Origin of the sequence: Nocardia sp. NPDC051750, from assembly GCF_044453135.1 — a bacterium.
Taxonomy (GTDB): Bacteria; Actinomycetota; Actinomycetes; order Mycobacteriales; family Mycobacteriaceae; genus Nocardia.
In genome coordinates this window covers 228325-249239 of sequence record NZ_JBITCK010000008.1, presented here as the reverse complement: position 1 = coordinate 249239, position 20915 = coordinate 228325, and the positions used below count along the sequence as shown (strand labels likewise).

Here is a 20915-nt window from a genome sequence, read left to right as displayed (position 1 = left end):
TGAGTGGCCCGCGGGGGGCCGCCCACCACCGGCCCCCGCCCCGGCCCCCCGGCGGGGGGGCCCCCCCCCCCCCGGGCGCCCCCCCCCCCCCCCCGCGGGCCCGGGGGGGGGGGGCGGCCCCCCCCCCCGCCGCGGTTGCGGAAACACTGAATCAGAGATCGCCGGCGGGCAGTGCAGCTCACCGGCGATACGAGGAGGCGATATGGCATCGACGACCGGTGACGATCCGGCACCCCGCTCCGGGCGACCGCTCCCGCTGCTGTCCCTGGACACCGAGTTCTTCTGGACTTCCGGCGCCGACGGGCAGCTGCGGGTCCAGGAGTGCCGGGCGTGCGCGGCGCTGATCCATCCGCCGCAGCCGATCTGCCGGTACTGCCGGGGTCGCGAATTGGCTCCGCGCGTGGTCTCGGGTGCGGCGACGCTGGCCTCCTTCACCGTCAACCACCGCTTCGCGCTGCCCGGTCTGCCACCTCCGTATGTGGTCGCCACGGTGGCGCTGGAAGACGACCCGCGAGTCCGGCTCACCACCAATATCATCGACAGCGATCCGGCGGACCTCTCGCTGGGCATGCGACTCGAGGTGGTGTTCCAGCAGGACGGCGATGTCTGGCTGCCGCTGTTCCGCCCGGCCGCGGAGCAGTCCGAGCCCGCGCCGCTGCCGGTCGACGAGATCGCGCCGGAGCAGTTCGGGCAACATATCGCCCCGATGCTGCGCCGCGCCAAGTTCGAGGACAGTGTCGTACTCACCGGCATCGGGATGTCGGATATCGGGCGGCGGCTCATGCGTCCCCCGCTGGAACTCACCGTGGACGCCTGTGAACGCGCCGTCGCCGACGCCGGGCTGACCCTCGACGATATCGACGGTCTGTCCTCGTATCCCGGCGGCGGCAATCTCGGCGGTTTCGGCGAGGGCGGGGTCACCGCGCTGGAATCGGCGCTGGGAATCCGGCCCACCTGGCACAACGGCGGGATCGAGACCTTCGGGCCCGGCGGGTCGGTGATCGCGGCCATGCTGGCCGTGCACGCCGGGCTGGCGAAGCACGTGCTGTGCTACCGCACGGTGTGGGAGGCCACCTTCAACGAGCTGATGAAACGCGGCACCATCGAGGCTTCCGGCGGCGGCCGCACCACCAGCTGGATGCACCCGTTCGGGTCCACCTCGGCCGCACATACGCTGGCGCAGAAGGCGCAGCGGCATTTCCACGATTACGGCACCACCCGCGAAACGCTGGGCTGGGTCGCGTTGAACCAGCGCGCGAACGCCGCACTGAACCCTAGCGCGGTCTATCGCGATCCGATGACCATGGACGACTATCTCAACGCCCGCCCGATCACCACACCGTTCGGTCTCTACGACTGCGATGTGCCGTGCGACGGCGCGGTGGCGGTGATCGTCTCGGCCGCCGACGCCGCCGCCGATCTGCCGGTGCCCGGTATCCGGGTGGAAGCCGTGGGCACCCAGATCGTCGAGCGGATCGAATGGGATCAGAGCACGCTCACCCACGAACCACAGGTACTCGGCCCGGCCGCACACCTGTGGACCCGTACCGATCTGCGGCCCGACGATGTCGATGTGGCCGAACTGTACGACGGGTTCACGATCAACTGCCTGTCCTGGATCGAGGCTTTGGGCTTCTGCAAGATCGGTGAAGCCAAGGATTTCCTCGACGGCGGGAAGAACATCGCCCGCGACGGGATCCTGCCGCTGAACACGCACGGCGGGCAGCTCTCGCACGGCCGCACCCACGGGATGGGGTTGCTGCACGAGGCGATCGTGCAATTGCGCGGCACGGCCGGGGAACGCCAGGTCCGGGACGCACGGGTCGCGGTGGTGTCCAGCGGTGGACTGACCCCGGGCGGTGCCATGTTGTTGCGGAGCGAGTCCTGATGAGCGTGCGAATGCGGGACACCCGATGACGCCGCGTGCGGCAGGCCGGACGGCTCGGCATCGGAAGCGCCCGGCGCCCGAGTCGCGGAGTGTCTCATGACGCTGACCGACTCCGATCTGGCCCCGGCCGATTCCACCGGTCCACTGCCGGTGGTCGCCGAAGTGCGGGACGTCGAGGGGATTCCGGTGTCCGGCTTGCTGGCCGAGGCACCGACGCCGCGCGCGGTCGTGGTCGCCCTGCACGGCGGCGCGGTCGACGCCCGGTATTTCGACTGCCCGGGACATCCGGAATTCTCGCTGATGCGCACCGCGCAGCGGCTCGGGTACACCGTGCTGGCCCTGGATCGGCCGGGTTTCCAGAGTTCCGGCCCCTATGCCGACCGGCTCGCAGACCCGCAGCGGCGGGTGGACCTCATGTACGGCGCCGTCGACGCCCTGCTCGACGGATTGCCGCGTGGCGCGGGCGTTTTCCTGCTCGCTCATTCGGCGGGCTGTGAACTGGCCGTCCGGATGGCGGCCGACGATCGGGGTGCCGATCTCCTCGGGCTCGAGCTGGCCGGCACCGGGCGGCAGCATCAGCCGACGGCCCAGGAACTGCTCTGGGGCGCCAACCGGGTACCCGGCAAACGCCCGCAGGGGGTCGGGAAACTGATCTGGAGTCCGCAGCGGCTCTACCCCGAGGATGTGCTCGGCGGCGGTACCGTTTCCGCGCGCGGATCCGGAATCGAGGCGAAATCCCTCCACGAGTGGGCTGCCCGGGATTTCCTCGGACTCGCACCCCTCATCCGGATTCCGGTGCGCTACACCCTCGGCGAGCACGAACAGGTGTGGCGCAACGATCCGGCAGAGATGACAGCGGCCGGTGCCCTGTTCACCGGCGCACCCCGCGTTGTGCTGAACCTGCAGCCCAATACCGGGCACAACATCAGCCTCGGCCATACTGCGCCCGTCTACCACCTCACTGTGCTCGCCTTCGCCGAGGAATGCCTCCTCGCCCGCCGGACCGGAGAGTTCTCCGGTCCCACCCTGCAATTCGACGGCGGCGCCGCGGCGCCGGAAAGGTAACCGATGGACGTCACCGATATCGCACTGTTGCTGCTGCGGCTGGTCGTGGGAGGGACCATGATCGCGCACGGGGTCAACCACTGGATCGGGGGCGGCAAGATCGCCGGCACCGCGGGCTGGTTCAGCAGCCTCGGCCTGCGCAACGGTGTGCTGCAGGCATGGCTGAGCGTTATCACCGAAATCGGCGCCGGAGTCCTGCTGGTACTCGGCCTGCTCACGCCTCTGGCGGCCGCGGCGGTGATCTCGGTGATGCTGGTGGCCGCCCTGCTGGCGCACCGGAAGAACGGGTTCTTCGTAATGAAGGACGGCTACGAATACGTGCTGGTGCTGGGCGTGGTGTGCGTCGCCATCGGAATTCTGGGCCCGGGATGGCTGTCCCTGGACCATGCCGCCGGTATCGAGATCACCGGCTGGGCCGGTGGGGCCGTTGCTCTCGTCGCCGGGGTACTCGCCACAGCCGCGCTGCTGGCCGTGTTCTGGCGGCCGGCGGCCCCGAAAGCGGATTCGGCAAGCGCCGATTCCTGAGCTGTACGAACGGAGAATCATATGCGCGTCGGATTCATCGGATTGGGAAGTCAGGGCGGGCCGATGGCGCGCCGGATCGTCGAAGGCGGATATCGGACCACACTGTGGGCGCGACGCACGGCATCGACCGACCCCTACGCGGATACCGAGGCGAAGATCGCCGAGACCCCGGCCGCCCTGGCCGCGGACAGCGATCTGGTGTGCCTGTGCGTCGTCGGCGACGCCGATGTCCGCGAGGTCCTGGAACGCGAGGACGGTATTTTCGCCGGGTTCGCCGCCTCCGCGGCCGGCCGGACCACCCGCCCCGTGATCGCCATCCACAGCACCGTGCACCCGGACACCTGCCGCGCGCTCGCCGAAACCGCTGCCGAACAGGGTATTTCGCTGATCGATGCACCGGTGAGCGGTGGCGCGCCGGCGGTCGAGGCGGGCCGTCTGCTGGTGATGGCCGGTGGGGACGAGGAAACCCTCGCGCGCTGCCTACCGGTGTTCGAGACCTACGCGAACCCGGTGGTGCACCTCGGCGATGTCGGGGCCGGGCAGACCACCAAGCTGCTCAACAACCTGCTGTTCACCGCGCATATGGCCACCGCGGTGAGCACTCTCGAACTCGGCGAGCAGCTCGGTGTCAGCAAGGAACGCCTCGGTGAAGTGATCGGCAATGGCAGCGGGAACAGTTTCGCGCTGGGCCGGATCCTGGCCGGCGGCGGATCGCTCGATCTGATCGCGAAACACGCCGGGGACCTGCTGCGCAAGGATGTCCGGCTCATCGCCGACCTCGCGGCGGCGGCCGATGTCACCCCGGGGGCCGTTCTCGACACCGCCGACGCCACGCTGGGCCTGATGGGCAAACCGCGCTGAGGTCCGCGCCGGGTCACCCCGCGGTGCCCCGGCCCGCCCGGGCGCCGGTGAATCCGCCGCGCCCACAATCGAAGGAGAACCGAGTGCGTATCGGATTCGTCGGCGCCGGCCGGATGGGCGTCCCCATGATCCGGCGCCTCGTGGCGGCCGGGCACAGTGTCCGGGCGGTCGGGCGCACACCCGTTGCCCGCGACGCGATCAACGACACCGGGGCCACTGCCGTCGGCTCCGCGGCCGAGGCGAGTCAGGACGCCGAGGCGGTGGTGATCTGTGTCTTCACCGATGAGCAGGTGCGCGAGGTCTGTCTCGGCAGCGGGCTCCTCGATACGATGCCGGGCGGTTCGGTGCTGATCCTGCACACCACCGGCAGCCCCGATACCGCGACCACGATCGCCGCGGCCACCCCCCGGCACCATGTGGTGGACGCCCCGGTCAGCGGTGGGCCACACAATATCGCCGACGGCGCGATCACAGTATTCCTCGGTGGCGCTCCGGAAGCGGTCGACCGTGCCCGCCCCGTACTGGCGGCCTACGCGGACCCGGTCCTGCCGGTCGGCGCCCTCGGCAACGGCCAGCGTGTGAAGCTGGTGAACAACGCGCTGTTCGCCGCTCAGATCGGATTGGTCACCGAAGCCGTCCGGCTCGCCGGGCAACTGGGTCTCGCCGAGTCGGAAGTCCTCGCGGCTCTCCCCCACGCCAGTAGTTCGAGCCGCGCGGTGCTCAGCGTCGCCGCCAAGGGTTCGGTCGCGGCCTTCTCCGAATCCGTCGGTGATTTTCTCCGCAAAGATGTCGCGGTGGCCCGCGAGCTCGCCGACCGGCTGGGCAGCGACCTCGGCCTCCTGGACCCCGCCATCCGCGCGGCCGTCGGACCCACCTGAGCCGGCAACGCTAGGCGGTGCGTATCCCCCGGGGAACCCACCGGATCCCCCTCACCTTCCACGAGCTGCGTTCCCATGCGACAACGTGTCCTCCAGCCTGCCACCCGCCGACTCCACGAACTCGGCGAAGTGCGCATCGTCGGCGAGCCGACAACGGCTGTGCGGTCACCGCAGCCGGGTGGGCACGGATGTGCCGGCCGCCGGCGTCAGCTTCGTACGTGCAATCCGAAACCGGTACGGCCGGTAGGCTCGAGCCCCTCCTTCAGCTGCAGCGAGGGGATCGCGTAGTCGCCGAAGTTCTGCCGCCGGAACGGGATCGGCTCGGTCGACTCCAGGGTGAGCAGGCGCCGCTCCCATGCCTTCGCCAGGTCCGGATAGTCCGCCCTGATCATCCGGTCGACGCCGTACAGCACGAACGGCGGTAGTACTTCGATGCCCGGGAAATAGAGGATGCCGTGGTGGATCGGGAACAGCAGGTCGTCGATCGGGCCGTTGATCCCGCGAGCGGAGTAGTGCGACTCCGGGCCGCCGACGGTCACCGACAGCAGCGCTCTCCTGCCCGCGAGGGTGCCTTCACCGAAGCGCTCACCGTACTTGATATCGCTGTGCTCACCGACCCCGTAGGCGAAGTGGTAGGTGAACACGCGGTCCACCCAGCCTTTGAGGATCGCGGGCATGGTGTACCACCACATCGGGAACTGGAAGATGATCGTCTCGGCCCACAGCAGCTTCTCCTGTTCTGCGCGGACGTCCGGGGTGAGGGTCCCGGCGTCGAACGCGACGCCCGAATCTCGCGCGACCTTCAGCGGCTTCGAGGCGGCAGATCCGTAGTCCGCGGCATCCACGACCGCCTTCCATTTCATCGCGTACAGATCGCTCACCCGAACCTCGTGTCCGGCTTTCTCCAGCGTGGTCACCGCGAGGTCCTTCAGTGCGCTGTTGAGCGACTGCGGTTCGGGGTGGGCATGCACGATCAGTGTCTTCATCGGAACTCCTTCGGATCGAATGTCTTCGATCCTGGGCTCCGCGGCGCCCGGCGTTCAGGGACACTTCTTCCGGTGGATCGGGCTTCCTGGTAACAGCAGGACCACCTTCGCGGGCGCCGCCGCGCCCATACTGGGGGCATGGACGATCTCGCGGGTTTCCTGCGGACCCGGCGTTCCCGGGTCGACCCGGCGGCCGCCGGCATCCCTACCGACCGGCATCGCCGAGTCGACGGGCTGCGCCGCGAAGAGGTCGCGCACCTGTCCGGAGTGAGCGTCGACTACTACGTGCGCCTGGAGCAGGGCCGGGCGACCCAGCCCTCCGAACAGGTCCTCGATGCGCTGGCCCGCGTCCTCGGCCTCGACGACACCGAACGCGAGCACCTCTACCGGCTCGCCCGGCAGCGCCGCCGCCGGGCGAAGACGCCGGGCGGACAGCTCCGGCCGGAACTGCTACGGGTCCTGGACCTGGTCACCGACGCACCCGCACTCGTCATCGACCACCGCCTGGACGTCCGCGCCGGCAATCGCCTCGCCGGACTCCTCTACGGCCGGCCGTTACCCGGCCTCAACACCGCCCGGCACATCTTCCTCGAGGAGGCCGAGCGCGGCCTGTACGCGGACTGGGAGAGCTGCACCCTGGATGTCGTCGGGCACCTGCGCCTGGCCGCGGGTAAGTACCCCGACGACCCCCGCCTGGTCTCGCTCATCGGTGAGCTGGCCGTGGGCAGCGAGCGCTTCCGCCGCCTCTGGGCCCGGGCGGACGTGCGTGCCCGCACACACGGACGCAAGGCGTACCGGCATCCGCTGGTCGGATTACTGGAATTGCATCAGGAGAACTTCGCAGTGCCGGACGAGTCGGGCCTCGAGCTGCTGGTCCTGTCGGCACCCGCCGGTAGCCCCGCCGAGGACGGGCTACGCCTGCTCGCCGGCCTGGGCGCGGACAGCACCGCCGCGCATTCCACGACGAACGCTCCAGTCCGCGAGTAGCTCTTCTTTCGAACTGCGCGCTGACACGTGCGCGAGCTGACCATCGCCTCCACCCGCGACAACCGCGAACGCGGATCAGTCCGATTCAGGCCAGTTCGGGGACCGGCCGAGCATACGCAGGATGCGGTCGAGCGCGGAGCCGGTGCCGGTTTCCGGCAGCGCATGGGCGAAGGCTGCTTCCGGGCGTTCCCGCTCCGGGCCGTCGGGGATCTGTCCGACGATCCGCAGGACGGGTTCGGCGCAGGCCTCGTCCAGCTCGTAGTCCACATCGAGGGCACGCGCGAGATCCCAGCCGTGGACGACATAGTCGACCAGGTGGAATCCGACGGCCTGCTGTCCGGGCACGGTCACATCGGGCCCGAATTCCGGTAGCGCGAAAGTCCGTTCCGGTACGTCGGCCGGGGCGAAGGCGTTCAGGACCTCCGTGGCGGATTCGATGTACTCCTCCCGGGTGTGCGGACCGGGCGCTTTCGGCTGCCAGTGGGCGAGGTCGCCGCCCGTACCGCGGGCCGCGGCGGCGAAGCCGCGATGCTGGGCGGCCATATGGGCCAGCAGGTCACCGACCGTCCATCCGGCGCAGGGTGTCGGACGGGTCAGCAGGTCCGGGGTCACGTGTTCGGCTGTTTTCATGGTGGCGAGCACCGCTGTGCGGTCCAGCTCGCGGAGGTCTTCAGCAGTCATATCCAGAATAGTAAGCATATACCTATCATATGTCTATGCTTATTATTCTGGCCTGCTCAACTTCCCTCGCAGCGCGCGGATCCGGCTTCGGGCCGAATTCGATACGCGGGTGGCTGCCCGCGGCGGACAGCAGCACGGAAATCGTCCCCGGTAAATTCGCCCCATGGGATCAACGGACCGCCCGGACCTCGCGGCTATGCTCGCGCCGCTGGTCCGCACCCTCATCGCCATGGAACAACCGGTCCTCGAGGCACACGGATTGAGCATGTGGGCCTACAGCGTCCTGGTCGCGCTGAGCCGGGGCCCGGCCCGCGGCCAGGGCGTGCTCGCCCAGGAGATCGGCGCGGACAAGACGCGCATCATCGCGGTACTCGACGATCTCCAGCAACGCGATCTCCTCCACCGCACCCCGGACCCAGCCGACCGCCGCGCCCGGCTGCTGGAACTGACCCCGGCCGGCCACCGGCTCGTCGCGCGTGCCCGAGCCGAGATCCAGTCCCGGGAAGAGCAGCAGGTGCTGCACCATCTCTCGGCGGCGGACCGCCGCGGGTTTCTGAACGCCCTGCGCACTTTGGCAGCGCTTCCCCGAGACGAACCCGGGAACAGCGCCTGACCGATCAGCTGCTCGCCGGTGCCGTGCGGGACGTGGTCGCCGGTTGCGGCGAGCGCGTCACCGAGACACGGTAGAACTACTCGGACTCGGGGCGGGGGTGATCTTTCTCAGCGTCGGGTCCGTTCCCACCCGATTCGTCGCTCGCCCTCAGTACGCGGAGCGGAGCATGGTTGGCCCAGCCCTCGTCCGGCCAGTTGAACCAACCGGCCGAGGCCGAGGTTCCGCCGTCCGGGTGCAGGGTGGTGCCGGTCAGATACGAGGACAGTTGCGAGGCAAGGAACACCGCGCAGTGCGAAATATCGGTGAGGTGCCCGGCCCGGCCCATGGGGATGGCGACCTTCACGCCGTCCGGGTCCATCATGGCGTTGTCGCCGGTGCCGATCCGTTCCAGATTCGGGGTGGGAACGAAATCCGGAGCGATATTGTTGACCCGGATCCCATCGGGTGCCACCTCGATGGCGAGGGTGCGCCCGAACTGTTCCACCGCGGCCTTGGCCGCCGCGTAGACCGCGAAACCCGGTGCGGCGCGATGTGCTTCGATCGTGGTGATATTGATGATGCTGCCGCCGCGGCCACCGGCCCGCATCAGCGGGACCGCCAGGTGGCAGGCGTGCAGCACATGGGTCAGGTTGGTGCGCAGCAAGGCGTCCCAGCCCTTGGGCCGGGTTTCGGTGAACGGGGCGCGGAACGTCCCGCCCACCACGTTCACCAAGATATCGAGGCGGCCCCACCGCGATTCGGCGGCCTCGAACAAGGCCGCCAGCTCGTCCGGATTCCGGGCATCACCCTGAGTTACCAGCGCATCGTGCCCGCGATCGCCGAGGAATACCCGTAGTTCGTCGGCGGCGCCGGGATCGATATCGAGGACGGCGGGGCGGACGCCGTTGTCCGCCAGGTCCGTGACTATCGCCCGGCCCAGTCCGCCGGCCCCGCCCGTGACGACAGCAACGCTGCCGGCGAGTCCGCTACGCTCCTCGAACCATCCCATTCGCGTGTCCTCACCGCTCGATGTAGGTCGCACCGAAATCCGCCAGGAAATCGAATGTGGCAGTCGGGTCGAGAGTTTCGTGCACGCCCGCGCGGGTGGAGACCACGATCCAGTCGACTCCGGCGCGTGCCAATTCCGCGAACGCTTCCCGGTGCGGTTCCGGATCTGCTCCGGCGCCGACCAGACCGGTATGGCTGTAGGAGTACACGAGGTCGATATGCTCGGTGCGCCCGGTATTTTCGGCGGCGGCCCGCACCTCGCCGATCTTGCGGGACAATTCCTGGATTCCGCCGAGTTCCGGGGTGCGGGCGGTATTGCTGAGTTCGGCGCCGCCGGACATCGGAATCCACCCGTGCGCGGCACGCGCCACCCGGCGCCGGCTCAATGCCGAATTCCCGCCGATCCAGATCGGGATCGGCTGCTGGACCGGCGTCGGGCGGGCCTGCACATCGCGGGCGCTGAAATGCTTACCGGTGTAGCTGAACGGCTCGCCCTTCCAATGCAGCGGGAGGACATCGAGCGCTTCGTCGAAAAGCGTGTTCCGCTCGTCGAAATCGACACCCAGCGCATGGAATTCGCCCTTGAGATAACCGGTGCCGATACCCAGAATCGCCCGCCCGCCGGACAGTTTGTCCAGTGTCGCGGCGGCCTTCGCCAGCAGCATGGGATTGCGGTAGGGCGCCACCGACAGGTAGGTGATCAATCGGATCCGCTCGGTCAGCGCCGCGGCGTAGCCGAGGGATACGAAGGGGTCCAGCGTCTGATGACCACCCGCACCCAGCCAGCGCGCGCCGGGTGCCGGATGCTCGCTGAACGAGAGACCACTGAAACCCGCCTGTTCGGCGGCCACCGCGACCTTGCCCAGCGGGCCCGCGTCGAGCACATCGCCGTCCACGCCGCCGGTTTCCGGGTAATGAAAGATGAACCGCATCATCGCCTCCGCGCGTTCGATATCCGGGACATCTATCGGCCCCGCTTGACCTCGTTGAACGGCACGTCGCGGTCGGCGGCGTACTCACGTGGCATTCCGAGGACACGTTCGCCGATCACGTTGCGGGCCATCTCTGTGCTGCCCCCGGCCAGGCTCCAGGCGGCGCGGAACAGGAAATCGGTGCCGATCTTGGCGGTATCGAGGGGGTCGCCGGGTGCGTGAGTGGCCGCATCCGCCCCCGCGATCTTGACCGCCATATCGGTTTGCAGCCAGGAGTTCTCGGCACTGAACAGCCGGGTGATCGAACCGGCCGCGGGCGGAAGATCTCCGGACATGATGCTGCTGGTGATATGGGCGATCAGCTGGTCGCGCACCACCGTCATCGCCCGCGCTTCGCCGATATCTTCGCGGACCCGGACATCGTCGAGCCGTCCGAGCCGGCGGGCTATCTCCAGCACCGGTGAATCCTCGCCACCCATGTGCGGGCGCTTACCGCTGGTGTAGGGCGAGGTCCCGCCGATCGCGGAGCGCTCGTGATACAGCAGCCGGGAAGCGGCCTCCCAGCCGTTGTCCACCTGACCGACCAGCGCGTCGTCGCCGAGCGTGACATCGTCGAAGAATTCCTGGCAGAACTCCGTGGACCCGGTGACCTGTTTGATCCGCTGCACCGTAACGCCCGGAGCACCGATCGGCACCAGGAACATGGTGAGCCCGCGATGCTTGGGGACCTCCCAGTTGGTACGTGCCAAGCACAACCCGTAGTCGGCGGCGTAGGCGCCCGAACTCCAGATCTTGGATCCGTTGAGGATCCACCGGTCACCGTCGCGTTCGGCGCGGGTCGTGAGTCCGGCGAGATCGGACCCGCCGTTCGGCTCGGACAGCAGCTGCACCAGTAGTTCGTCGCCCCGCAGCACCGCCGGTAGATGCGCCTGCTTCTGCTCCTCGGTGCCCAGGTCGAGCAGGGTCGCCGCGCAGATGGACAGCGTCGGCACGTTCAGGCTGACCGGCATCTCGTACGGGTACGACTCTTTGGTGAAGGCCTGCTGATGCGCCGGCGTGAGCCCGAGCCCGCCGTATTCCTTCGGGAAGCAGATACCGGCGAATCCCCCGTCGTGGAGTATTCGCTGGAGTTCGCGGATCCGATCCCACTCTTCCTTGCTGTCGGGCGGACCCTGCTCCGGCGGGGCAGGCGGAAGGTTATCGCGCAGCCACACCCGGGCGCGCTCGCGGAACTCGGCGACGGGTTCCAAATCGGTGCTCATAGTGGTTCTGCCTTCCAAGATGTCCGTCGTACTACGCGTTGCTCATTGCGCACGAGCGGGCCGGCGGCCGGCCAACGTACTGGCAGCGGAGACCGGAGCGCAGGCGGAGGTATCGCCCTGCCTCCTCCGGGCCCGACCCGCTCATGCTCGGCCCATTGCGCACGAGCGGGGGCCCTGCGTGGTGACGCTCCGCTACCGCCTCCGGGCCCGACCCGCTCATGCGGAAGCGACGAGAAGGTCGGTGATTCGGCGGCGATGCTCCTCGGGGGTGCCGTAGAGCGCACGGCCCAGGCCGATCCGGCGCAGGTAAAGGTGTAGATCGTGCTCCCAGGTGACCCCGATGCCGCCGTGCAGCTGCACGCAGTCCTGGCCGATCACCGGCGCCTTCGCGCCCACATAGGATTTCGCGACACTCACCGCTTCGTCCGCGGTCGCCGGATCGTCGTCACAGGCCGCGGCGGCGGCGCCGGCGGTCGCCCGGCAGGCTTCGAGCCAGGTCTTGTTATCGGCCATCCGGTGTTTGAGGGCCTGATACGACGCGAGCGGGCGGCCGAAGGTGAAGCGGTCGGCCAGCCAGCCGAGGGTCGCGTCCACGGCCTTGTCGGTGGCGCCCACTACTTCCGAGGCGGTCAGGACGGCGGCGGTGTGCAGCTGGGTGCGTATCGCCGCGGCGGCCGCGGAGCCGGTGTGTGCGACCGCGGCGGCCGGGACGGCGACCTGGTCGAAGTCGATCCGGGCGGTGCGGCGAACCAGGTCCAGTGTCCACGTGGGGGTTACCGTCACTCCGGCCGCGTCGGCGGGGACGACCAGCTGTACCGGGCCGTCGGGGCCGGCCGCAGTCACCAGGAAGAGATCGGCCTGGTCACCGGATTCGACCCGGTCCTTCGTTCCGGACAGCCGGTAACCGTCGCCCTCGGGCACCGCCCGCACCGTCGCGCCGGCGTCGTCGCCTCCGGCGAGCGCGGTGATCACGTCCATACCCCGGCCCGGCTCGTAAACGGCCCAGGAGGCGATCAGCTCCCCCGCGGTGATCCCTGATATCGTGTCGCCGAATCCGGCGCCCCCACTCGCCAGCCCGGACAGTACGGCGTTGGTAGTGACGAACGGCCCCGGCGCACAGGCCCGGCCGAGTTCGCCGGCCACCAGGGACAGTTCGGTGAGCGGGCGGCCGGCGATGGATCCGCCGCCGTACTCCTCGGCCACCAGCATCGCGGTCCAGCCGAGTTCGGTGGCCGAGCGCCACCAGTCGCGGCCGAATCCGCTCTCGGCCTCACTGAGAGCGCGTACTGTCGCCACGGGGACGGTCTCCGCCAGGAATTCCCGGGTCGTCTGCTGGAAGAGCCGCTGGTCAGCGGTGAGATCGAGGGTCATGATGTCCGGTCCTCCGGTTGACGAGCGGCACGCCGTGTGGAAATCTCATACTCACAGATGAGAGTTATATTCTCAAATGCGGAAGTCAACCGGCGGAGCTGCTCGTGGCGGTGGGAGCCGGCGGAGCGAAGGGAACCGTCACGTGAAAAACTTCCAGGATCTCGACTTCTTCCTCGGACAGGAATTGGTCGCCGATCCGTACCCGTACTTCCAGGCGCTGCGCGACCAGTGCCCGGTGACCCGGGAGAAGCACCACAACGTCATGATGGTGACGGGCTACGACGAAGCGCTGGAAGTGCTCAACGATGCCGAACAGTATTCGTCCTGCATCTCGGTCACCGGCCCCTTCCCCGGCTTCCCGGTCCCGATCGACGAGACCTCCGATGTGGACGCGCTGATCGCCGAGCACCGGGATTCGCTGCCGCTCAGCGATCAGCTGCCGACACTGGACCCGCCCACCCATACCGCGCACCGCGGCCTGCTCATGCGGCTCATCACCCCGAAACGCCTCAAGGAGAACGAAGAGGCGATGTGGGATATGGCCGATAAGGTGCTCGACGAATACCTGGCCGCCGGAAAAGGCGATATGATCCGCGATTTCGCCGGCCCCTTCACGCTCTACATCATCGCGGACCTGCTCGGTGTCCCCCAGGAGGATCAGGCCGAATTCCTGAACTCGCTGCAGCGCGACCCGCACCGCACCGAAACCGTCGGCAGCACCGAGGGCGAAGGCGGAATGTCGCACAATCCGATCGAGTTCCTCTACGCGAAATTCTCGGCCTATATCGAGGACCGGCGGGCAAATCCGCGCGGTGATGTGCTCACCAGCCTCGCCGAGGCCACCTTCCCCGACGGCAGCCAGCCCGAAGTACTGGACGTGGTGCGCGTCGCGGCCAACCTGTTCTCGGCCGGCCAGGAAACCACGGTACGGCTGCTGTCCTCCGGCCTGAAAATGATCGCCGAGGATCGGGAGCTGCAGAAGTGGCTGCGCGAGGACCACGAGCGGATCAACAATTTCATCGAGGAAATGCTGCGGATGGAAAGCCCGGTGAAGGGCGATTTCCGGATGGCGAAGAAGAACACCACAGTGGGCGGCGTGGACGTCCCCGCCGGCACCGTACTGATGCTGGCCAACGGTGGCGCCAACCGCGACCCGCGCCGTTTCGAGAACCCGGACACCTTCGATCCGCAGCGGTCCAACGCCCGCTCCCATATCGCGTTCGGCCGCGGCATCCACACGTGCCCCGGCGCCCCGCTGGCCCGGGCCGAGGCGAAGGTCGCGTTCAAACGCTTGCTGGAGCGCACCACCGATATCCGCATCGACGAGAGCGTGCACGGCCCGGCGGACAACCGTAACTACACGTACCTGCCGACCTTCATCCTGCGCGGAATCACCGCCCTGCACCTCGAATTCGACCGTAAGGAAGGCTAGGTCTCATGAAGGTCATCGTCGACGCCGACTCCTGCAAGGGCCACGGAATCTGCACCACCCTGTGCGCGGAAGTCTTCACACTCAACGATTACGGCTACGCCGAAGCGATCGACACGGAGATCCCCGAGGACCTCCAGGAGGCCGTGTCCACCGCCAAAGACGCCTGCCCCGAATGGGCGATCAAAATCGTAGACGAGGCATAGGCACCATGAGGTCCCGCACCGGATTCGGCCCGGTGCGGGTCGTTTTCGTCCCGGCGCCCGAGTAGTCTTCCGGATGACGAAGCGCCTCCACGCAGGCACCTTCCCAGAGGGGGCTCGATGCGAGAACTACGGGATTCCATCCGCGATCTGGTGAATCGCTCGGTCGAGCAGGCCGGGGAATCCGCGCACGCCACGGTGGTCGTCACCACAGAAGCCGGGATCGTTCAGTGGCTGGCAACATCCGAGGGAGTCTTCCACCTGGAGGTCGCGGATCCCGCGCTGCCCCGCCGCGGTCCTCTGGCCCGCCTGCTGCGGCGCCGCCGCGGTGAAACCGGCGGACAACCTTTCACCGATCGGCAACTCGGCCTACTGACCGACTCGGGATTCGCTGCCGGAGAACCGAACTACGAACTCCGCCCGGACGAATCCGGAATCGACAACGACCACATCGTGCACATCATCGTCACCGTCCTGCACGATATTCTGGGCATCCGGGATGCGAACGCCATCTCCGCCGAGGTCTTCTGACCGGCCGTATATCGCGTACCAGGTCCGAAATCGGGCCGCGATCACTATCGACGAGAAGAGTCACGCGGAGGTTATGGCCGGTCCAGGCCGAGGGCAGCGGTGAGGTCGCGCAGACATTCTTCGTAGACCGGTTCGAGATCGGTGTAGGCGAAGTCGAGCTGGTGCAGGACTTCCATGCACAACAGGCCGTACAGCCGGATCCAGGCGGACAGGAAGACGTGCGCGGCCTCCGGTGGTAACTGGTTGTCGATCGAGGCCGAGTAGGCGATCAGCTGCTCGCGGAGAGACGCGGGCAGGTCCGCCGGGTCGGGCACCGGGAACGGGCGCGTCTGCCAGAGTTCGACGGTCAGGTCCCTCAGCACCCGTTCGAACCGCTGTCCGGCGCGGTGGCGTTCGGAATCCGGTTGCCGGTTCGACGGTGTGATCGGGGCAGCGAAGATCCAGCCGAACTCGGCCGGGTGCGTAATCGCCCAGGTGCGCATAGCGCGGCAGACCGCCAGTATGCGCTCGCCGACCGGCGCGTGGGCACGAGCGTCACGGACCTGTTCCATCGCGGTGGCCAGCTCGTCGAAGAAATCCGCGGTCACCGCACCGACCAGCGCGTCGAGGCCGGCGTAATAGTGGTAGAGCGCAGGCCCGCTCATCCCGACCTGCCGGGCTACCGCGTTGATGGTCACCGCGGCCGACCCTTGCTCGACCAGCAGCGTGCGTACTGCCTCGTGGATCTCTTGCAAGGTGGCTCTGCGTAGTCGCGCCCGCCGTCCGCCGGTCTGCGTCGACATCGTCACCCTTCTGCCGGTTCACTGCACTCGTTGACATCCTAGAGCATCTATGGTGTCTTAATGACTCTAAATCTTTTAGAGTCATTAAGGAGTTGGCATGGAACGTTGGTGGTGGACACTTCCGGCAGTTGTGCTGGTCGTGACGGCGGTGTGGTGGCGGCAGTCCAGAACCGCTCGAATGCGCGACGCCGCCGGGCCGGCGTATAACCGCGAGGTTCGGCGATGAAGGCGCTGGTGGTGGGTGGCGGCATCGGCGGACTCGCCGCCGCGGTGGCGTTCCACCAGCGTGGCTGGCAGGTCGAGGTACTCGAACGCGCATCGGAGATCACCGAAATCGGCGCGGGGCTGTCGATCCAGCCCAACGGGCTGCGTGCCCTGGACACACTCGGCCTCGGCGACCTCGTGCGGACCGGCGGGTCGGCCGCCCCACTGCGGGGCATCCGAGGCGTCAACGGCGCCTGGTTGATCCGCAACGATATCGAGGAACTCGAACGGCGCTTCGGCTCGTGGGCGATCATCCACCGGGCCGCACTGGTGGACATCCTGCGCGCGGCCCTCCCCGCGCATACCCTGCGACCGGGAACCGTCGTTCGGAAAGTGCTACCCGACGGCGCGGTCCAGCACGACGGCGGCACCAGCACAGCGGATCTCGTGGTCGGCGCCGACGGCGTGCACAGCGTGACCCGGCGCTCGATCTGGCCACACGCGGCCGGCCCGCGCTATTTGGGATACACCACCTGGCGTCTGATCACCGCACCCCGGACAGTCGAGGGCAGCGTCGAAATATGGGGTAAGGGGGAACGATTCGGCTATATGCCGATGCCCGACGGCCGTGTCTACTGCTACCTGATGGGCAACGCCCCAGCCGGATCCCGGACGGGCCTGGATCGACTCCGAGAGCGGTTCGCGCACTGGCACGACCCCGTCCCCGCCCTGCTCGACAGCGCGCGCCCGGAGGCCGTCCTGCAGCACGACACCTTCGAACTGCCGAACCTGCGCACCTACATCCGCGGAAAGATCGCGATTCTCGGAGACGCCGCCCACGCCATGGCCCCAAACCTCGGCCAGGGCGCCTGCCAGGCACTCGAGGACGCCGTCACGCTGGCTGCCGCCGTGGACAGGCTCGGCGTGGACGCGGGACTGCAAGAATACGACCGCGTCCGCAGGCCCCGCACCCAGATGATCGTCCAGCTCTCGCGCCGGGTCGCCGCGCCCGCCCACTGGAGCTCGTCACTGGCAACCGCGCTGCGCGACACCGCGTTCCCCCTCCTGCCCAGTGCACTCTTCGGCCGTTCGGTAACGCCGGCCTATTCCTGGACGCTCTGATCTACCGAAAGCGGTGATCACGATGGTCGGCGCACGGTCGGCTTCGGGGCCTGTGTGGTCGGTGACGTCAGAGCCAGTTGTGTCCCGATGGATGCTCACATCACCCGCGGGGTCACCGGCCGGTCCAGCGTGGCTTCCGTTTCGCCGCGAAGGCCGCGGGACCTTCCTGGGCGTCGGCGCTGCGGTAGGCCCGGGAAGCCGAGTGGCGTGCTGCTTCCAGGGCGGCCGAGCGACCCATCTCGGTGGCCAGCATGACGGTTTCGCGGGCCGCGCGTACCGACAGGGGGGCCCCGGCGAGCACCTTGCCCGCCAGGTCGAGCGCGGCCGGCAGGAGATCATCGGGTTCGGCGAGGCGATTGACGAGGCCGATCTCGTAGGCCCGCTGGGCAGTGATGGGGTCTCCGGTGAGCAGGATTTCCATCATGATCCGCTGCGGGATCATGTGGATCAGCGGTGCGGCCCAGGGGGAGCTGCGGCCCACTTTCACCTCGCTGACCGCGAAGGTGGCGGTGGTGCTGGCCACACACAGATCGCAGGCCTGGGCAATCATCCAGCCGCCGGCGAAGGCGGCGCCGTTGACCGCGGCGATGGTGGGTTTGGAGAGTTCGATTGTGTCGTAGGGCAGGGGGAACATATCGCGGGGTGGTTCGGCCATGCGGGTTTCGACCATTTCCGCGAGATCGCCGCCCGCACAGAACGCCTTCGGACCGGTGCCGGTGAGGATGGCGATGCGCAATGACGGGTCACGTTCGAAGCGGTCCCAAGCATCGAAAAGACCCGCGCGGACCTCCTTGTCCAGGCAGTTGCGGCGCTCCGGGCGGTTCAGGGTGATGACCGCGATCCCGTCGGGGCGGGCGTCGAACAGTACTGCGTCGGTCATCAGAATCCTCGTCGCTGGATCTCGGCGGCCGCCCGGTCCAGGTCTTCCCGGAAATCGGGATGGGCGATGGCAATCAGGCGGCGGGTGCGTTCGGCGAGTGAGCAGCCGGCGAGTTCGGCGGCACCGAATTCGGTGACGATCACATCCACGTCGCTGCGGGCGGTGGTGACCGGACCCGACAGCTGAGCGGTGATCCGGCTGACGGTGCCGCGTTTCGCGGTGGCGGGCAGGGCTATGACGGCGTGCCCGCCCCGCGACCGGGCTCCGGCGCGGACGAAATCGACCTGGCCGCCGGTGCCACCGAGGTAGGCCGACCCGCTCTGTTCGGCATTCACCTGGCCGGTGAGGTCGACTTCTATCGCGGAGTTGAGAGTGACGAGATTGTCGAGCTGCGCGAGGACCGCCGCGTCGTGGGTGTAGGAGGTGGGGCACAGCCGGAGCTGCGGGTTGCGGTCGGCGAAGCGGTACAGGCGGTCGGAGCCGATGAGCGCACCCGTGACGGTGGCCCCGGCGTCGATCCGCTTGCGGGCGTTGGTGATCGCCCCTGACTCGATCAAGTCGACCAAGCCGTCGCCGATCATCCCGGAGTGGACGCCCAGATCCCGGCGGTCCCCCAGCAGCCGTAGTACGGCGTCCGGGACGGCGCCGACTCCGACCTGCAACACGGAACCGTCCTCGATATAGGACGCGACGTACTTGGCGATCGCTTCGTCGGTGGGGCCGAGCACGGCGGACGGTACCTGAACCGGGCTACGGGAGACCCGGACCGCACAGTCGATCTCGTCGGCGCGCACTCCCGCCCCGGGCGTGTACGGCACCTGGTCGTTGACCTCGGCGATCACCACCCGGGCCCGGTCCACGGCGTCACGGGTGTGGTCACCGATCAGGCCGAAGCTGTGCACGCCGTGCTCATCAGCGGGGCTGACCTGGACGAACGCCACATCGCAGCCGAGCGTTCCGGCTTCGATCATCGGACCCACCCGACTGACATGGCACGGGATGATGCCGAGTTTGTGTTCCCGGGTCATCGCCCGCAGGGAACCGATCGCGCCCATACTCGACAGCGCGAACGAATCGGTGGACTCCGGGGTGAAGATTCCGGAGAAACTGGTGGCGACGAAGGCGGACAGTCCGCCGATATCGCGACCCTGCGCGATCAGCGCTTCGATCAAGGTGCTGGGTTCCCCGCATGCCTGACCGATCACGATCCGGTCGCCCGGGCGCAGGAATCGGCGCAGATCCAGTTCGGCTGCCGCAACGGTGCTCACCGATGATCACCCCGGTCCGCGGACACGGTCGCTTCGCCGGCCGCGAGCCCGTGTGCTGTCGACCCGGCCTCGCCGGCTTCCCGCACGGTCCTTGCCGAACCGGCCGACCCTGCCTGCCCTGCGGCCCACACGGAACTGCCGGTCCGGGCGGGCCCTGGTTCCTCCGCAGCACCTCCGGATTGTCCCGGCGAACCGGACTCGGCTGTCCCGGCGGTTCGTGCGTGCTCCGTCGGCCGTGGCGTGTCGGTGGACGCCGCGGCACCGTCCAGGACTTGCGCGGTGTGCTCACCCAGCCGGGGCGCGGGACCGGCGACCCGGCCGGGAGTACGAGAGAACCAGGTCGGTGGTCCGGGGAAGCGTACGGGACCGGTGGGCGTTTCGACGGTTTCGAAGAATCCGGTCGCGTTCAACTGAGGGTTGTCGAGTAGTTCGTCGAGTGTGCGCACGGGGGCGGCCGGAATATCGAGGGAATTCAGCAGTTCCAGCCATTCCGCGGTGGTGCGACTCCGGAACGTTTCGCGCAGATGCGCGTACACGACGTCGATCCGGGCCGCGCGTTGCGGAAGGGTCGCGAACTCCGGGCCCGCCCAGGGCGGGGCCACCGCACCCACGAAGGCGTTCCACTGTTTGTCGTTGTAGACCAGCGCCGAGATATACCCGTCGGCGGTGCGATACGGGGCGCGTTCGCTGGTGACGGCCCGCGGGTACGCGGCGGTGCCCAGCGGGGGATCGAACAGGGCACCGTTGGCATGTTCCACCAGCATGAACGCGGCCATGGTCTCGAACATGGCCACCTCGACTTCCTGTCCCTCTCCGGTGCGTTCCCGATGGAACAGCGCCATCATGGTCGCGTAGAGGGCGGTCATCCCGGCCACCTTGTCGGCCATGATCGTGCCGACATAACTCGGTTCGCCGGTGAGCAATTGCTGGACATAGGGCAGTCCGCATTCGGCCTGGATGGTGTCGTCGTAGGCGGTGCGGTCGGCGTCGGGTCCGCGGCGGCTGTAGCCGTAGCAGTTGGTGTAGACGATGGCCGGGTTCACCTCGGCCACCTGCTCGTAGCCGAAACCCAGTGCGGTAACGGCTTTTCCGCGCATCGAGTGGATGAATACATCAGCCTCGGCGATCAGCTCGCGCAGCACCGCCTTGTTGGATTCGTCGCGCAGGTCGAGGACCACGCTGCGTTTACCACGGTTCACGTTCACGAAGACCCCGCCCATCGCCTCCTCTGGGCCCACCGAGATATAGCGGGTGTTGTCCCCGGCCGGGGGTTCCACTTTGATCACGTCGGCACCCATATCGGCCATGATCTGGGTGCAGTACGGGCCCATCACCATGGCCGTCAGATCGATGACGCGGACACCGGCCAGCGGCCCTGTGTGCTGCATTACGCCCTACCTTCACCGGGCCGCGCGAACAAATCGACGGCTATCTGATGAATCTTTGCAAGGATAGTGATA

At 68.1% G+C, this 20915-nt stretch carries 21 protein-coding genes; 11 read left to right on the top strand and 10 right to left on the bottom strand.

The features are described 5' to 3' along the window. Nucleotides 1-202: 202 nt before the first annotated feature. The 5 genes from ACIA75_RS32190 (at nucleotide 203) to ACIA75_RS32170 (ending at nucleotide 5217) form a co-directional block, all read left to right on the top strand. Nucleotides 203-1888 (top strand): thiolase C-terminal domain-containing protein, encoded by a 1686-nt coding sequence (locus ACIA75_RS32190; protein WP_397110813.1) that lies wholly within the window; start codon nucleotides 203-205, stop codon nucleotides 1886-1888. Nucleotides 1889-1984: 96 nt separating this feature from the next. Continuing rightward, nucleotides 1985-2953, top strand: a complete 969-nt coding sequence (locus ACIA75_RS32185) for an alpha/beta hydrolase (RefSeq protein WP_397110812.1) — start codon at nucleotides 1985-1987, stop codon at nucleotides 2951-2953. Nucleotides 2954-2956: 3 nt separating this feature from the next. Then, nucleotides 2957-3478: a DoxX family protein gene (locus ACIA75_RS32180; RefSeq protein ID WP_397110811.1), complete on the top strand. Its 522-nt coding sequence runs from the start codon at nucleotides 2957-2959 to the stop codon at nucleotides 3476-3478. A 21-nt stretch (nucleotides 3479-3499) separates the two neighbouring features. Further along, nucleotides 3500-4339, top strand: coding sequence for an NAD(P)-dependent oxidoreductase (locus ACIA75_RS32175; RefSeq protein WP_397110810.1), 840 nt, complete (start codon nucleotides 3500-3502; stop codon nucleotides 4337-4339). Nucleotides 4340-4422: 83 nt separating this feature from the next. Then, a complete protein-coding gene (locus ACIA75_RS32170) occupies nucleotides 4423-5217 on the top strand; it encodes an NAD(P)-dependent oxidoreductase (protein WP_397110809.1) in 795 nt (264 codons plus the stop codon). Nucleotides 5218-5423: 206 nt separating this feature from the next. Here the strand turns inward: ACIA75_RS32170 and ACIA75_RS32165 are convergent, their stop codons facing one another. Beyond that, nucleotides 5424-6203: an NAD(P)H-dependent oxidoreductase gene (locus ACIA75_RS32165; protein WP_397110808.1), complete on the bottom strand. Its 780-nt coding sequence runs from the start codon at nucleotides 6201-6203 to the stop codon at nucleotides 5424-5426. Nucleotides 6204-6341: 138 nt separating this feature from the next. On the opposite strand from ACIA75_RS32165, the gene ACIA75_RS32160 reads away from it, so the two are divergent. Next, nucleotides 6342-7190 (top strand): helix-turn-helix transcriptional regulator, encoded by an 849-nt coding sequence (locus ACIA75_RS32160; protein ID WP_397110807.1) that lies wholly within the window; start codon nucleotides 6342-6344, stop codon nucleotides 7188-7190. A gap of 75 nt (nucleotides 7191-7265) precedes the next feature. On the opposite strand, the gene ACIA75_RS32155 is transcribed toward ACIA75_RS32160, so the two are convergent. Then, on the bottom strand, nucleotides 7266-7871 hold the full coding sequence (locus ACIA75_RS32155; protein WP_397110806.1) for a TIGR03086 family metal-binding protein: 606 nt from the start codon (nucleotides 7869-7871) through the stop codon (nucleotides 7266-7268). 163 nt (nucleotides 7872-8034) lie between these two features. On the opposite strand from ACIA75_RS32155, the gene ACIA75_RS32150 reads away from it, so the two are divergent. Continuing rightward, the gene (locus tag ACIA75_RS32150) at nucleotides 8035-8484 is read left to right on the top strand and encodes a MarR family winged helix-turn-helix transcriptional regulator (protein WP_397110805.1); all 450 of its coding nucleotides are present in this window, start codon (nucleotides 8035-8037) and stop codon (nucleotides 8482-8484) included. A 76-nt stretch (nucleotides 8485-8560) separates the two neighbouring features. On the opposite strand, the gene ACIA75_RS32145 is transcribed toward ACIA75_RS32150, so the two are convergent. From ACIA75_RS32145 to ACIA75_RS32130, 4 genes are all read right to left on the bottom strand, one after another. Next, complete coding sequence (locus ACIA75_RS32145; protein ID WP_397110804.1) at nucleotides 8561-9472, bottom strand: SDR family NAD(P)-dependent oxidoreductase; 912 nt, start codon at nucleotides 9470-9472, stop codon at nucleotides 8561-8563. Nucleotides 9473-9482: 10 nt separating this feature from the next. Then, on the bottom strand, nucleotides 9483-10403 hold the full coding sequence (locus ACIA75_RS32140) for an LLM class F420-dependent oxidoreductase (RefSeq protein WP_397110803.1): 921 nt from the start codon (nucleotides 10401-10403) through the stop codon (nucleotides 9483-9485). Nucleotides 10404-10435: 32 nt separating this feature from the next. Then, on the bottom strand, nucleotides 10436-11665 hold the full coding sequence (locus ACIA75_RS32135) for an acyl-CoA dehydrogenase family protein (protein ID WP_397110802.1): 1230 nt from the start codon (nucleotides 11663-11665) through the stop codon (nucleotides 10436-10438). A gap of 216 nt (nucleotides 11666-11881) precedes the next feature. Beyond that, nucleotides 11882-13036, bottom strand: a complete 1155-nt coding sequence (locus ACIA75_RS32130) for an acyl-CoA dehydrogenase family protein (RefSeq protein ID WP_397110801.1) — start codon at nucleotides 13034-13036, stop codon at nucleotides 11882-11884. A gap of 142 nt (nucleotides 13037-13178) precedes the next feature. Between ACIA75_RS32130 and ACIA75_RS32125 the strand changes: the two genes are divergently transcribed. The 3 genes from ACIA75_RS32125 to ACIA75_RS32115 all read left to right on the top strand — a co-directional run bounded on the left by ACIA75_RS32125 (nucleotide 13179) and on the right by ACIA75_RS32115 (nucleotide 15199). Beyond that, nucleotides 13179-14468, top strand: coding sequence for a cytochrome P450 (locus ACIA75_RS32125; protein WP_397110800.1), 1290 nt, complete (start codon nucleotides 13179-13181; stop codon nucleotides 14466-14468). Between the two features lie 5 nt (nucleotides 14469-14473). After that, nucleotides 14474-14671, top strand: coding sequence for a ferredoxin (locus ACIA75_RS32120; protein ID WP_397110799.1), 198 nt, complete (start codon nucleotides 14474-14476; stop codon nucleotides 14669-14671). Nucleotides 14672-14788: 117 nt separating this feature from the next. Then, complete coding sequence (locus tag ACIA75_RS32115) at nucleotides 14789-15199, top strand: hypothetical protein (protein WP_397110798.1); 411 nt, start codon at nucleotides 14789-14791, stop codon at nucleotides 15197-15199. 71 nt (nucleotides 15200-15270) lie between these two features. Here the strand turns inward: ACIA75_RS32115 and ACIA75_RS32110 are convergent, their stop codons facing one another. Next, nucleotides 15271-15981: a TetR/AcrR family transcriptional regulator gene (locus ACIA75_RS32110; RefSeq protein WP_397110797.1), complete on the bottom strand. Its 711-nt coding sequence runs from the start codon at nucleotides 15979-15981 to the stop codon at nucleotides 15271-15273. A 222-nt stretch (nucleotides 15982-16203) separates the two neighbouring features. On the opposite strand from ACIA75_RS32110, the gene ACIA75_RS32105 reads away from it, so the two are divergent. Next, nucleotides 16204-17307, top strand: coding sequence for an FAD-dependent monooxygenase (locus tag ACIA75_RS32105; RefSeq protein ID WP_397110796.1), 1104 nt, complete (start codon nucleotides 16204-16206; stop codon nucleotides 17305-17307). Between the two features lie 112 nt (nucleotides 17308-17419). Here the strand turns inward: ACIA75_RS32105 and ACIA75_RS32100 are convergent, their stop codons facing one another. The 3 genes from ACIA75_RS32100 to ACIA75_RS32090 are packed head-to-tail and all read right to left on the bottom strand — an operon-like array spanning nucleotide 17420 to nucleotide 20843. Then, the gene (locus ACIA75_RS32100; RefSeq protein ID WP_397110795.1) at nucleotides 17420-18187 is read right to left on the bottom strand and encodes an enoyl-CoA hydratase/isomerase family protein; all 768 of its coding nucleotides are present in this window, start codon (nucleotides 18185-18187) and stop codon (nucleotides 17420-17422) included. After that, the gene (locus tag ACIA75_RS32095) at nucleotides 18187-19455 is read right to left on the bottom strand and encodes an acetyl-CoA hydrolase/transferase family protein (protein WP_397110794.1); all 1269 of its coding nucleotides are present in this window, start codon (nucleotides 19453-19455) and stop codon (nucleotides 18187-18189) included. The genes ACIA75_RS32100 and ACIA75_RS32095 overlap by 1 nt, the downstream gene beginning before the upstream one ends. Beyond that, nucleotides 19452-20843, bottom strand: a complete 1392-nt coding sequence (locus ACIA75_RS32090) for a CoA transferase (protein ID WP_397110793.1) — start codon at nucleotides 20841-20843, stop codon at nucleotides 19452-19454. Before ACIA75_RS32090 ends, ACIA75_RS32095 begins: the two co-directional genes overlap by 4 nt. Nucleotides 20844-20915 lie beyond the last annotated feature (72 nt).

Bases quoted from the DNA above. Each gene is read 5' to 3' on its own strand.
- ACIA75_RS32150 (WP_397110805.1), top strand. From the start codon at position 8,035: ATGGGATCAACGGACCGCCCGGACCTCGCGGCTATGCTCGCGCCGCTG.
- ACIA75_RS32110 (WP_397110797.1), bottom strand. From the start codon at position 15,981: ATGTCGACGCAGACCGGCGGACGGCGGGCGCGACTACGCAGAGCCACC.
- ACIA75_RS32155 (WP_397110806.1), bottom strand. From the start codon at position 7,871: ATGACTGCTGAAGACCTCCGCGAGCTGGACCGCACAGCGGTGCTCGCC.
- ACIA75_RS32090 (WP_397110793.1), bottom strand. From the start codon at position 20,843: ATGCAGCACACAGGGCCGCTGGCCGGTGTCCGCGTCATCGATCTGACG.
- ACIA75_RS32175 (WP_397110810.1), top strand. From the start codon at position 3,500: ATGCGCGTCGGATTCATCGGATTGGGAAGTCAGGGCGGGCCGATGGCG.
- ACIA75_RS32120 (WP_397110799.1), top strand. From the start codon at position 14,474: ATGAAGGTCATCGTCGACGCCGACTCCTGCAAGGGCCACGGAATCTGC.
- ACIA75_RS32130 (WP_397110801.1), bottom strand. From the start codon at position 13,036: ATGACCCTCGATCTCACCGCTGACCAGCGGCTCTTCCAGCAGACGACC.
- ACIA75_RS32190 (WP_397110813.1), top strand. From the start codon at position 203: ATGGCATCGACGACCGGTGACGATCCGGCACCCCGCTCCGGGCGACCG.
- ACIA75_RS32115 (WP_397110798.1), top strand. From the start codon at position 14,789: ATGCGAGAACTACGGGATTCCATCCGCGATCTGGTGAATCGCTCGGTC.
- ACIA75_RS32145 (WP_397110804.1), bottom strand. From the start codon at position 9,472: ATGGGATGGTTCGAGGAGCGTAGCGGACTCGCCGGCAGCGTTGCTGTC.
- ACIA75_RS32180 (WP_397110811.1), top strand. From the start codon at position 2,957: ATGGACGTCACCGATATCGCACTGTTGCTGCTGCGGCTGGTCGTGGGA.
- ACIA75_RS32135 (WP_397110802.1), bottom strand. From the start codon at position 11,665: ATGAGCACCGATTTGGAACCCGTCGCCGAGTTCCGCGAGCGCGCCCGG.
- ACIA75_RS32105 (WP_397110796.1), top strand. From the start codon at position 16,204: ATGAAGGCGCTGGTGGTGGGTGGCGGCATCGGCGGACTCGCCGCCGCG.
- ACIA75_RS32185 (WP_397110812.1), top strand. From the start codon at position 1,985: ATGACGCTGACCGACTCCGATCTGGCCCCGGCCGATTCCACCGGTCCA.
- ACIA75_RS32165 (WP_397110808.1), bottom strand. From the start codon at position 6,203: ATGAAGACACTGATCGTGCATGCCCACCCCGAACCGCAGTCGCTCAAC.
- ACIA75_RS32100 (WP_397110795.1), bottom strand. From the start codon at position 18,187: ATGACCGACGCAGTACTGTTCGACGCCCGCCCCGACGGGATCGCGGTC.
- ACIA75_RS32160 (WP_397110807.1), top strand. From the start codon at position 6,342: ATGGACGATCTCGCGGGTTTCCTGCGGACCCGGCGTTCCCGGGTCGAC.
- ACIA75_RS32140 (WP_397110803.1), bottom strand. From the start codon at position 10,403: ATGCGGTTCATCTTTCATTACCCGGAAACCGGCGGCGTGGACGGCGAT.